The organism is Silvibacterium dinghuense (genome assembly GCF_004123295.1).
Lineage (GTDB): Bacteria > Acidobacteriota > Terriglobia > Terriglobales > Acidobacteriaceae > Silvibacterium > Silvibacterium dinghuense.
In genome coordinates, this window is record NZ_SDMK01000003.1 from 213,680 (window position 1) to 226,081 (window position 12,402).

Here is a 12,402-nt window from a genome sequence, read left to right on the forward strand (position 1 = left end):
TTCTTTTGCCTGTGACTACTTTGCTGCCTGACATTCGCAGGCGGCGTAGCTCTTTGCCGAGCTGTTCTCGATCGAGCAGCGATACTCCGACCAGAAGAGCCCGACGGCGGGAAGCTTTCCACCGGCATAGTAATTACGGATGTAAGACTTCGCTGCCTCGGATTGCCCGCGATCATCCCTGGAGAGCGCATCGAGCAGGGGCTCGAGCGCCTCCGGCGTGTAATCTTTCACATGATAAGTGTCGGCGAAGTCATACTCGTCGGACCAGCGTGTATCGATGCCTGTCGCATTCGAAGCCATCACCACGTGATAGTCCTCAAGCGTGGCGCTCGAGGCATTCACGCTGACCAGCGTAAATGCCGGCGTATTGCCGTTCACGGGCGAGATGGACGGCACCATTTTAATGGCCACGGGAGTGCCCGCGGCGCCGCTTTCCGGCCGCAGCAACCGCATCTCGTCCATGTGCGTGTGCGCGAAGACACTCAGCCGCACCACGTCTCCATACCGCTCCAGCACATCCGTCAATTTGTCATTGAGCCAGTCCGAGAGGAACGTAACGGCCGGTTCGTTGTGACAGACCGCACGAAACCGCATCATCGTCGTGAACACATCCACGCCGGGCGGAATATGGGCCATGACCCAGACCTTCTCGCCATGCGCGCGGGCATCGGCCAGCTGCGCTTCCAGCCATACCAGCTGCTGCAGGGCCGGATGCGGATCACCATTCCGCCGGCAATCCTCATAATTCATGGAAAAGAACAGGTCATCGAGAACCAGGATACGGGTCTTCGGAATCGGCAGATGCGCGACATAATCTCCATCCACCGCGATCTGCTTTTCTGCCTGCGCCCGATCGTCTTCGGGCAGACCGGCGCTCAGAATGCGCCCCGCCGCAGCGAGAAAGGCACTGTTCGCATCGAGCTTGTAGTCGTCGCAAACCGCGTCATTGTTGCCCAGCGCGATGTAGACCGGCACGCCTGGAAACGCCGCGCGGATCTGGTCGCTGACAAAGGTGATGGTCTTCTCCACGAAGACGTCATAGGCGCCCGGCGTCGCATTGGGCAGGAGAGCGCGATAGCGGCACTTGAAGGCGTGCGAGATGAGATCGCCGCTCACCGTGATGAACTTCGGAGCGGGATTCTGCGCCCGCATCGCCTTGAGACTTGAACGGAAAAGCGCATAGGGCGTATCCATGCCCCGTACCGGGCAGTTTTCCTGCAGGCCGACGGCGTCCTGCGGCTGCGTTGCAGACACTGGCTCGGAAAGGATCGCCGCCCACTGGCTCACGGGAGCGCGGTCCAGCTGCCGCACCCTGGCCGGATCCTGAAAAGGGTCAAGGTGCACATCGCTCAGCATCAGCGCAGGCACTGGAGCTTCCGCTTCGCCCGCGGCCAATGCGGGCGAAGCGGAAACAACCAAAAGGCAGAGCATCGCCGGCCACCACCGGCGGAAGAGCAAGTAAAAAAGACGAACCAAGCAATGTCCTTCCTGAAAGCGAGCCTCTCAACCTGGCTGCGCGTGCCTCTATTCATTCTGCTTGACCGCCCGAACGCGCAACGAAAAAATAATCCCGCACGCTCCAATGCCAGTCCGAGGGTCGCCGTGGATTCCGCTGAGAACACCTCTCCTTCCGCACCTTCCCCTTCTCTCGAGCAAGATTCCACGCATGCGCAACCGGCAGTTCCCGGGCAGGAGACAACCACCGGCAGGGAGCGTATTCCAGAAGCGCCATGGCATTCTGCCGCACGCATCCTCTTCCGCGTCGCCTTCGTCTATTTTTTCCTGTTCTGCTTCTGCTACGGCAACGGGACCATCTTTTCGATCTTCCCCGTCATCGGAAACTTCCTTTACCGCTGGCTTACCTGGCCGTTCAATACACTTGCCGAGTGGACCGGCCAGCATGTTTTTCACCTGACTGGTATCGGTTCGCACTGGCACCCGACCGGCTCCGGCGACACGACAATGAACTACCTGGTCGACGGTCTCTTTGTGCTCGCCGCCGTGGCCGGAGGCCTGATCTGGACGCTCATCTCCGAGTTACGCGGCCGCCGCAGGGAATACCGCACGCTGCATGCCTGGCTGCGCTTCGCGCTGCGGCTCACCTGCGGGTTCTTCATGCTGAACTACGGGCTGGCCAAGCTCTATCCCATGCAGATGGCGCCTGTCTCCATCGCCATCCTCAATGAGCCGGTCGGCAACATGTCGCCCATGACCATGCTCTGGGCGCTTATCGGGCTCAATCCGGTCTATGAAATGATCTGCGGCGCCGCGGAGGTGATCGGCGGCATTCTGCTGATGTTCCGCCGCACGGCGCTGGCCGGCGCGCTGATCTCGGCGTTCGTGATCACGAACGTCCTGCTCTACAACCTGTTCTTCGATGTCCCGGTGAAGCTCTTCGCCGCCAATCTCCTGCTCGCGCTCGTCTATCTCATCCTGCCTGACGTGCCGCCGCTCTGGAACTTCTTCATCCGCCACAGGCCTTCCGCGCCCCAGGCCGACTGGGCGCCACCGGCCCATACCAAGGCTGCACGCATCAGCCTGCGCATCACAGAGATCGTCTTCATCCTTACCTTTCTCGTTGTCTTCCCCATTCTTATGGGCATGGGGTTTTTCCAGTCCCGCAAGGCCGCCGCAGTTCCGACTCCTCTGCTCGGAGCCTGGCATCTCGACGCGGACCATCCAGCATCCGGCGCCTTCATCACCCCGGAGAAGCAACCGGTGAGCGATCTCTACATCGACAGCGCGGTGCGCGCCTTCATGCGCGGCCCGGATGGCGAGCTCTGGCGCACGCACCTCAACATCGATCCGAAGGCGCACACCGTGCATATCCGCTGCTACACGAACGGCGAAGTGAACTACGCCTGGTCGGAGCCCGATCCGAACCATCTCGTCCTCACCACCGTTCCCCCACCGGCGCCGAAGGCTGACAGCAAAAAGAAGGACCAGAAGCCGGCGCCCGCATTCACACCCGAGACACTCACCCTCACCCGTGTACCTGTCCCCGCGCACTATCCGCTGCTCGAGCGCGGCTTTCACTGGGTGAACCAGTGGGGTCTCGAACGCTAGCTCTATCCGGCAAGCGTTCCCACTTGCCGGACGGCCCTGTACGGGAGCATGCTGTTTTTGCGCGTTGTCCGCTGCGACGAGACTTCCCTGCAACCCCGGCGGTGCTCGTCCGTCCTCACTTCCAACCGCATCTCGCGAGGTTCCCATGAACCGCAGAGACTTCCTCACCGGCGTAGCGGCAGGACTTGGCACGGCCTGCATCTCCACCAACCTCAGCTCCGCGCTCGAAGTGCCTGCTTCTCCGAAGCCGCTCGCGCATGACCGCGTCACGCTGGGGAAAACCGGCATCGTCACCAGCCGCCTGGCCATGGGCACAGGAACTATCGGCTACGGTGGCGCCTCCAACCAGACGCGCACCGGAGTTCTTACCGCCCTGCTGCTCAAGGGCTACGACCGTGGCCTGAACTTCTTCGACACGGCGGACTCCTACGGCAGCCATCCCGAGGTCGCCGCCGCCCTGCGGCAGATTCCGCGCGACAAAGCCGTGGTGATGACCAAGTGCGATTCGCGCGATCCGGCCGAGGCGAAGGCCGACGTCGACCGCTTCCTCAAAGAACTCCACACCGACTACATCGACATTCTGCTCGTGCATTGCGTCACAGAAGAGGATTGGACGACCCGCTATCGCGGCGTGATGGACGTCTTCTCCGAGGCGAAGGCGCAAGGCAAGATCCGCGCCCACGGCGTCTCCTGCCATTCGATTTCCGCTTTGCGCGCTGCGGCGGCCTCACCCTGGGTCGAAGTCGACCTGGTCCGCCTGAATCCTATCGGCGCTGTCATGGACGACCATCCGGACACGGTGACGGACGTGGTGCGCGAGATGCGCTCGCAAGGCAAAGGCATCGTCGGCATGAAGATTCTGGGACAGGGCGCCATGCGTCAGCGGCAGGATGAAGCCATCCGTTACGCCCTGCGGCACGAGGTGCTGGATGCCTTCACCATCGGCGCCGAGAACGAGCAGGAGCAGCAGGATTTGATCCAGCGGATTGCCGCGGCGTAGGTCATCTTGCCCGATAGCGATATCGCTCATCCATCTCATCCATATCGGCTCATCCCTGGCGTTGTTATTTCGACCGGAACAGGACCGCTCCCGCTGGTCGCGAGCCAGAGTGCTGCGGGACCAAGCAAAAACCGCAGGTCCCTCCACTTCGCTCGCCGTGAGAGAGCACAGAGGACACAGAGGGTTCCGTGCCACGGCTGTCCTCCCTTTCAGCGCAAAGTCCGCCAAGACGCAAAGCCCGCAAAGACACCCCCAAAATGCCGGCGCGCGACCGGAGGGAGCGGAGGCCGAAGGCGATCCGCACTGCGCGCAGCAGCCCGATGAGACAATGTTTTTGAAATGCCTCTCGGTCGAAGCATGCCCGTAAGCGAAACGCGCCGGCGTCCTGTCCTGCGCGTGCTGATTGTTTTGCTTTTCCTGCTTGTGGTGCTGGCGGCTGCGGCCGTGCTGGGCGCCGGGCTCTGGCTGCGCCATGCCATGACGGCTGCCCTGCCGCAGCTCGACGGCTCACTCCCGCTGCCCGGCCTCTCGGCGCCGGTCACCGTCCGCCGCGATCAGCATGGCGTGCCGCACATCGAGGCCGCAAACCTCGACGACCTCTTCGAGGCGCAGGGTTATGTCACCGCGCAGGATCGCCTCTGGGAGATGGACATGGCGCGCCGTCTCTCCGCCGGCGAGGCCGCCGAAATCCTCGGCTCGAAGCTCGTCGAGCATGACCGCGTGCAGCGCGTGCTTCAGATTCGCCCCACCGCCGAGCGCATGGTTGCCAGCCTCAACGCCCGCGATCGCCGCTATTTCGAAGACTATGCTCGCGGCGTGAATGCCTTCATCACGGCGAACCAGGACCACCTCTCGCCCGAGTTCCGCCTGCTGATGTACTCGCCCAAACCGTGGAAGCCGGTCGACTCCGTCCTCGTGATGTTGAGCATGATGCAAATGCTCGACCAGCACTGGGAGTCGAAGCTGGAACGCGAACAGGTGACCGCGCGGCTCGGCCCCACGCTTGCGGCCACACTCTATCCCGATGGCTCATGGCGCGATCATCCACCCACACAGGTCGAACCCGACCTTACTGCGCCGAATCAGATCATCCCCGATGCCCCGCTCGACGAAACGCAGGTCAAAGCCGAGGATCTGCTGCATCTGAAAACGCTTCTCGAAGGCCCGCGCGCAGCATGCGCCGGATGCACGCCCGGCTCGAACCAGTGGGTCGTCTCCGGCGCGCTCACGGCTTCCGGCAAGCCGCTGCTCTCAAACGACATGCACCTTAACCACCAGATTCCCAATATCTGGTTCGAACTCGATCTCAACGGCCCCGGATTCCACGCTGCCGGCGTCACTGTTCCCGGCATTCCCTACATCGTTGCCGGACACAACGAACACATCTCCTGGGGATTCACCGCGCTCTATGCGGACATGCAGGATATCTACGTCGAGCAGCTGAACAATCAGGACCAGTACCGCAGCATCTCAGCCACCGGCGCCGTCAGCTGGCAACCTGTCGAGCATGACCACGAAACTATCCACGTGCGCGGCGGCAGCGATGTCCCGATCGATGTGGAACGCACCGTCCACGGTCCCATCCTTACGCCGCTCATTCCGAACGAAAAACGCGCGCTCGCGTTGCGCTGGAATATCTACGATCCGAAATCCGGCGGCGATCCGCTCTTCGACCTCAATACCGCCGCCAACTGGGACGACTTCCGCCGCGCCATGAGCGGCTGGTACTCGCCCTCGCAGAATGTCGTCTACTCCGACGACCAGGGCCACATCGGTTACCAGGCCGTCGGCTACATTCCCCTGCGGCCTGCGGGCATCGCGCCGACGACCATCGCCGACACCAACCACGAGTGGCAGGGCTTCATCCCCTTCGAGCAGCTTCCCTCTGCCTATGATCCGGCTAACGGCATCCTGGCTACGGCGAACGCCCGCACCACTCCGGATGGCTATCCGTATCCGATCACCGACGAGTGGGCCGACCCTTACCGCAATGAGCGCATCTGGAAGTGGCTCGCGGGCCACGCCGGCGCGGGCCAGAAGCTCACCCCGGCCGACATGCTCACGCTCCAGACCGATGTCTACTCCGAGGTCGACCAGGAGCTGGCCCAGCGCTTTGCCTATGCCATCGATCACGCCGGAAAGACCGACAGCCGCCTGCGCGAGGCCGCCGACCTGCTGCGCAGCTGGGATGGCGTCGTCAGCATCGACTCTGCGCCTGCCGCGATCATCGCCGACGCCAAGAAGGCCTTCTGGCCCATGCTGCTCAAGCCGCGCATCGGCGACGACTGGAAGCTTTACGAGTGGAGCTCCCAGACCTTTGCCATGGAGGAGTTCATCAACCATCGGCCCGCGGCGTGGCTGCCCTCGGAATATAAGACCTGGGACGACTTCCTCGCCGATGTGGTGCGTACCGGCATCCGCGAGAAACACGGCGACCTGAAGCACTGGAAATATGGCGAGCAGCACCCGGTCGACGTCGAACACCCGCTCTACAGCATGCTGCCCTGGTTCAAGCGCTGGACCGGCACAGGCAAGCAGCCGCAGGCTGGTGACACGACGACGGTGAAGCAGGCCGGCAGCACCTTCGGCCCCTCGCAGCGCTTCACCATGGACTGGAGCAACCCGGATCAGTCCACCGAGAACATCGTCATGGGCGAATCGGGCGATCCGCTCAGCCCTTACTATCGCGACCACTGGCCCTACTGGTACAGCGGCAAAACCTTCGCTCTGCCGTTCTCGTCCCAAGCCGTCGCCTCCCAGACTACGCACACCCTGCGGCTGACACCGTGAAGCTGGCCTTTTCGCTGCGCAGCTTCACGGCCCGCAACGCGGCGCGGAGCCGCAGGTCTTTGATGCTCGCTTCAGCAGGAATTGCCGTCCTGCCGCTGGCCTGGCATGGCGTTTCCTGCGGACACGACTTCGACTTTCACCTCGAATCGTGGATCGAAACGGTGCGCCACTGGCACGAGGGCGTGCTCTACCCGCACTGGGCCGCGTCGCCGAATTACGGCGCAGGCGAGCCGCGGTTTGTCTTTTACCCGCCTGTCTCCTGGGCACTGGGAGCATTGCTCGGCGCCATCCTGCCATGGACCTGGGTACCGCTTGTCTTCACGCTGATTGCGCTTCTGGCCATGGGCGCTGCCTGCTTCCGCCTGGCCCGCGAGTGGATGCCCGAGGGCCAGGCGACGCTTGCTGCCTGCCTTTATGTCCTGAATCCGTACACGCTCTTCGTCGCCTACGAGCGCACGGCCTACGGCGAGCTGCTGGCCGCAACCTTCATCCCGCTCGTCCTGCTCTATGCGCTGCGAACCAGGCCCGCTGTCCCGCAGCTTGCGCTCTCCATCGCCGCGCTGTGGCTCACCAACGCGCCCGGCGCGGTGATGGGCTGCTATGCCATGGCCCTGCTCGTCGCCTGGACGGCCATCACCGAGCGCCGCTGGACGCTCATCGGGCGCGCCGCCGGTGGTACTGCGCTGGGCCTCGGCCTAGCCAGCTTTTATCTTCTGCCCGCGCTTGTGGAGCAGCGATGGGTCGAGATCGCGCGCGCCATCGGCTCCGGCATGCGCGTCGAAGACAGCTTCCTCTTCGGCCACACCGGCGAAGCCTTCCACGACCAGGTGCTGCACACCGCATCCCTGATCGCGGTCTTCCTGCTCGCCGTTACGGCCATCGCCGCTTTCCTCGCCCGCCGCCGCGATCATCCACGCTTTCGCGGCGGACTCCTGCTGCTGGCCGTCGTGATCGCTGCGCTGCTGCTGCCCTTCAGCGATCCCGTCTGGCACCACGTTCCGGAGCTCCCGTTCCTGCAATTTCCCTGGCGATGGCTGCTCGTCCTCGGGTTGCTGGCCGCGCTTTTTGCCGGATTTTCTCTCCGGGCCGAAGCCTGCACGCGCCGCAGCCTCTCGCTGCGCTCCCTCGCCGTCCTGGGCTTTGCCTTTCTGATGGCCGCCGTCTCCTGGACGCACTATTGGCAGCCCTGCGATGACGAAGACAACGTCCGTGCCCAGCTCGCAACCTTCGCCGCGCAGGGCTTCGAGGGCACCGACGAATACACGGCTACGGCCGCCGACAACGGCGACATCCAGCAGGACCTGCCCCAGGTTCGCATCCTGTCCCAGGCAACCGCGGATACCGCCGACAGCTCCGTTGCCGAAAACCCCGAGTGGCAGGCTCCAGCTTCGTCCGTTATCGCCGGCGTACGCGTAACCCTGTGGCAGAGCGAACACAGGTCTCTTATCATCGACGCCCCTGCACCGGCCTTTGCCGTGCTGCGCCTGATGGATTACCCCGCCTGGAATGTCCTGCGCAACGGTCAGCCGGTTACCGATCGGCCGCGCCGGGACGACGGTCTGATGGTCATCCCTATCCCGGCCGGAAGATCCGAAATCGATGTCCGCTACGGACTTACGAAAGACATGTGGGGCGGCCGCAGCCTTTCGCTCATCTCCCTCGTCCTTTTGTTGGGCGCCTTCATGCTCCGCATGCAGGCGGAACGCGGGCATGAACAGGTAAAATGAGCAGGATGCAAGTCGAAGTCCAGGTAAAAGACATTCTCGAATCCGGTGTCGAGCTGACCGATCAGGCGCTTGAGCGCCTGCTGCCCTCCGGCGACACGGTTCCCTCGTCGATCCACCGCGCCATGCGCCACAGCACCTTTGCCGGCGGCAAGCGCCTGCGCCCGGTGCTGGCGATGGAGGCCGCGCGCATGATCCATAACCGCGGCGGCGCACTGCCGAAGGGCGTCGCAGACCTCGGCGCGGCCCTCGAGATGCTCCACACCTATTCGCTGATCCACGACGATCTGCCGGCGCTCGACAATGACGATCTGCGCCGCGGCAAGCCCACCTGCCATGTCGTCTTCGGCGAAGCCATTGCCATTCTCGCGGGTGACGCACTCCAGACGCTGGCCTTCCAGACGCTGGCGCGGCTGGCCTGCCCCGCGCCTGCCACGGTCGAGATCATCAAGCTGGTCAGCGATGCGGTCGGAACGGTCGACGGCATGATCGGCGGCCAGGTGCTCGATATCGAAGGCGAAGGCACGCAGCCCACCGCTGAGTCCGTCGACGCCATCCACCGCGCCAAGACCGGCGCACTGATCCGTGTGAGCGTCGTCTCCGGCGGCGTTTACGGCGGCGCGCATGCGGAGGATGTGGCTCGCCTCACCGAATTCGGCCGCAAGGGCGGACTGGCCTTCCAGATCATCGATGACATTCTCGACGTGACACAGAACTCCGAGCAGCTGGGCAAGACCGCCGGCAAGGATCTGACCAGCGTGAAGGCGACCTGGCCAGCCGTCTTCGGCCTCGAAGAATCACGCCGTCAGGCCGACAAGCTCATCGCCGAAGCCTTTGCCGCGCTCGAGCCCTACGGCGCAGCGGCCGACGGACTCAAGGCCGTGGCCCGCTACCTCGTCGAGCGCACCCACTAAATATCTTTTCGTTGTCATCTCTCCACTGCGCGAGACGATGAAACCGTCTCGCTTCGGTCGGAATGACAATTTCCGGGGGATGTCGGAATGCAGGCTGGAGCAATGAATCACACGACCTTCACCGCTGACGACATCTTCACCGCGCTCTGCGACGTCAACGATCCCGAGGTTCCGCTGAACATTGTGGACCTCGGTCTGATCTATCGCGTGGATGTTTCGCTCGATAAGGACGCGCCCGGCGCAGGCATTCCCGGCGTCCCACCGCGCTACCGCGCCGAAGTCGACGTGACCATGACCTCGACCGGCTGCCCGGCGCACGAGATGATTCTCGAAAAAGTGCGCAACCGCCTGGCCGGTATGCCGCAACTCAGCGACATTCGCGTACAGCTTGTCTGGGAACCAGCCTGGACCCCGCAGCGCATCAGCGAAGCCGGGCGCAAGAAGCTGGGGATCTAGGTTGTATCCACATATAGGTGTCCTGAAACTAAAGAACTTACCCTTATCGTTGTCATCCCGACCGGAGCGGAGCGCAGTGGAGGGACCTGCGGTGTTGCCGGTACCGGAGAAAACTGCAGGTTTCTCCACTCCGCAGGACGATAAAACTGTCCTGCTCCGGTCGAAATGACAGCCTTTTACCATCACTATAGGTGGATACGGCCTAGGGCTCAGGCTCAAATAAAAATCCCACGTCTCAACTGCGAGACGTGGGGCACCCGGGTTCTTTTCTCTTTCAAGAGAACAAAATCTCAATCGCGATCAGAGGAAGCGGAGGCCGAAGGCGGATCGCCCTGCGCGAAGCAGCCGAAGGCGAAAGGCCCCGGACGGCCAGTCCGCGCCCTGCGCGCAGCAGTTAGCGCATCAGTGTTTCGCGGAGCTTTTCGCCCTTCTTTGCCAGGTCTTCCACGAAGCCCTCGGCACGCACCAGGAAGTCCTGTCCGGCGCGCAGGTAGCCGGGCGTCTTTTCCCATATCTCGCGCACCGTCTCCGGGCTTTCGATCACTGCGGCCGCCGCTCCTGCCGCCGCCACGGCCAACGCAGCCTTACGCTTACCGGCGATCAGCAGCCAGGCGCTGGCTACCAGCGACCCGGCCGCGACGGCGCGGCTCCAGGGAAACTCACTCACCACTTCCGGCACAGCGGCTTCTATCTTCGACGGCAGCTTCATCAGATTCATTCCATTCCCCATAGCAATATGTCCTAGGATGCAGCCGCCGCGCAGGCAGCCTGCCGAAAGTCAGCGTTCAGTCCAGATCGAAATCCCGCAGCGGCTTGCCCGTGTCCGGCGACTCCTTGGCCTTGCGCAGCGCCTCGGCGAATTTCTTCTCCAGCAGATCGTTGCTGTTCTTCTGCGCCTCCACCGACTGGCGGAAGAGGCTCTCCTTGCGCTCGTTCTGCTCGCGCATGGCCTTGGCCGCGGTCTCAAAGTCTTCGAAGGTACGCTTGCGCGGAGCCGGCGTGTGGGCGATCACCGCGCCGGTCGCCGTATCGATCTTCATCGTCGAGCCGCACTCCGGGCAGGCTACCTCGATCGTCGATTGTTGCTTGCTGCTCATCGCTCGAATGCACTCCTCGAATCTGGTCTCTTGCGCCGTCTCGCTTCTCCCGGCGGATACGTCTCAGTCTATCGCCGCATGCCGGAAGCTGTCTCGCGCTCCAGACACCATCGCTCCCAGAGCTCTACGGTGCCGGCATCCATGAAGATTCTTCCCAACGCGCGAATGGAATCGCAATCCCACAAACAAAAATGTCACACTGGCTGCACCGCACCCGGCAGCGCATCCATCCGCTGCACAGCGGGATGCGCTCTTCATTCCCCTATTCCCAACCAGAAGCCTCAACCTGAGCAAGACAGGAGCACGACCGATGCCACTCCCGAACGACGAAAAACTCCTCGCCCTCAGCAATGACCTCATCCAGCAGTTCGACCAGATCTTCGGTCTGCACCCCGGCTTCCGTCCCGCCCACGCCAAGGGCATCCTGCTCACCGGCACCTTCGCGCCCGCGCCTGGAGCCTCGGCGCTTACCCGCGCTCCGCACATCACGCGGCCGTCCACACCTGTCACCGTGCGCTTCTCGAACTCAACCGGCCTGCCGCTCATCCCGGACAACGATCCCAATGCGAACCCGCGCGGCCTTGCCATCCGCTTCAACCTTGCCGAGCACGTGCACACCGACATCGTGAGCCACACCACCGACGGCTTCCCCACGCACACCGGCGCCGAATTCCTCGAGTTCCTGCGCGCGGTCGTCGCCAGCGATCCGAAGAACCTCGCCGGCACGCCGCTCGAAGCCTTCCTCGGCCAGCATCCCGAGACGCTCGCCTTCATCCAGACGCCCAAGCCCGCACCCGAGAGCTTCGCGACCGATCACTATTTCGGTGTAACCGCGATGGAGTTTTTCAATGCCGAGGGCAAGTCGCGCTTCGGACGCTATCGCATCCTGCCGGGCGCAGGGGTGCACCACCTCAGCGACGAGGCAGTAAAGGCGAAATCCGCCAACTACCTCATCGATGAAATCGGCGAGCGCGTGAAGCAGGGACCAGTGACCTTCAAGATCGTGGTCCAGCTGGCGAACGAGGGCGATGTGACGGACAACGCCACCGTCCACTGGCCTGAGGACCGCGAGATCGTCGACTTCGGCACCATCACTCTCGACGCCCTGGTGGCAGACGAGGCGAAGGAGCAGCAGCACATCATCTTCGACCCGATTCCGCGTGTCGACGGCATCGAGCCCTCGGCCGATCCTCTGCTCGAACTGCGCGCCGCGGTCTACCTCATCAGCGGACGCCGTCGCAGGGCTGCTCCGCCGACCGGCGAAGCGAAGTAGCTCCATAGATTTTTCACCTGAAAAAGACTGTCATTCCGACCGAAGCGACCGCAGGGAGCGAAGTAGAGGAACCTGCGGTTCT

The 12,402-nt window shown here is 63.2% G+C and carries 10 protein-coding genes; 7 read left to right on the top strand and 3 right to left on the bottom strand.

Going from position 1 to position 12,402, the window contains the following annotated elements; genetic code table 11:
* Positions 1–15 precede the first annotated feature (15 nt).
* Positions 16–1,476 (bottom strand): metallophosphoesterase, encoded by a 1,461-nt coding sequence (locus ESZ00_RS14890; protein WP_129209103.1) that lies wholly within the window; start codon positions 1,474–1,476, stop codon positions 16–18.
* 3 nt (positions 1,477–1,479) lie between these two features.
* On the opposite strand from ESZ00_RS14890, the gene ESZ00_RS14895 reads away from it, so the two are divergent.
* The 6 genes from ESZ00_RS14895 (at position 1,480) to ESZ00_RS14920 (ending at position 9,950) form a co-directional block, all read left to right on the top strand.
* Positions 1,480–3,066 (top strand): hypothetical protein, encoded by a 1,587-nt coding sequence (locus ESZ00_RS14895; RefSeq protein ID WP_129209104.1) that lies wholly within the window; start codon positions 1,480–1,482, stop codon positions 3,064–3,066.
* Between the two features lie 145 nt (positions 3,067–3,211).
* Entirely contained in the window at positions 3,212–4,066 is an 855-nt protein-coding gene (locus tag ESZ00_RS14900) for an aldo/keto reductase (RefSeq protein WP_129209105.1), read from the top strand.
* Positions 4,067–4,423: 357 nt separating this feature from the next.
* Positions 4,424–6,856 (top strand): penicillin acylase family protein, encoded by a 2,433-nt coding sequence (locus ESZ00_RS14905; protein ID WP_129209106.1) that lies wholly within the window; start codon positions 4,424–4,426, stop codon positions 6,854–6,856.
* Positions 6,853–8,583: a 6-pyruvoyl-tetrahydropterin synthase-related protein gene (locus ESZ00_RS14910; protein WP_129209107.1), complete on the top strand. Its 1,731-nt coding sequence runs from the start codon at positions 6,853–6,855 to the stop codon at positions 8,581–8,583. The genes ESZ00_RS14905 and ESZ00_RS14910 overlap by 4 nt, the downstream gene beginning before the upstream one ends.
* Positions 8,580–9,494: a polyprenyl synthetase family protein gene (locus ESZ00_RS14915; RefSeq protein WP_229741344.1), complete on the top strand. Its 915-nt coding sequence runs from the start codon at positions 8,580–8,582 to the stop codon at positions 9,492–9,494. The genes ESZ00_RS14910 and ESZ00_RS14915 overlap by 4 nt, the downstream gene beginning before the upstream one ends.
* An 87-nt stretch (positions 9,495–9,581) precedes the next feature.
* On the top strand, positions 9,582–9,950 hold the full coding sequence (locus ESZ00_RS14920) for a metal-sulfur cluster assembly factor (protein ID WP_229741342.1): 369 nt from the start codon (positions 9,582–9,584) through the stop codon (positions 9,948–9,950).
* Positions 9,951–10,344: 394 nt separating this feature from the next.
* Here the strand turns inward: ESZ00_RS14920 and ESZ00_RS14925 are convergent, their stop codons facing one another.
* Both ESZ00_RS14925 and ESZ00_RS14930 read right to left on the bottom strand, forming a co-directional pair.
* A complete protein-coding gene (locus ESZ00_RS14925; protein ID WP_129209108.1) occupies positions 10,345–10,668 on the bottom strand; it encodes a hypothetical protein in 324 nt (107 codons plus the stop codon).
* A gap of 67 nt (positions 10,669–10,735) precedes the next feature.
* A complete protein-coding gene (locus ESZ00_RS14930) occupies positions 10,736–11,047 on the bottom strand; it encodes a hypothetical protein (RefSeq protein WP_129209109.1) in 312 nt (103 codons plus the stop codon).
* 310 nt (positions 11,048–11,357) lie between these two features.
* Here ESZ00_RS14930 and ESZ00_RS14935 point away from each other — a divergent pair, with 310 nt between their 5' ends.
* Positions 11,358–12,320 (top strand): catalase family peroxidase, encoded by a 963-nt coding sequence (locus tag ESZ00_RS14935; protein WP_129209110.1) that lies wholly within the window; start codon positions 11,358–11,360, stop codon positions 12,318–12,320.
* Positions 12,321–12,402 lie beyond the last annotated feature (82 nt).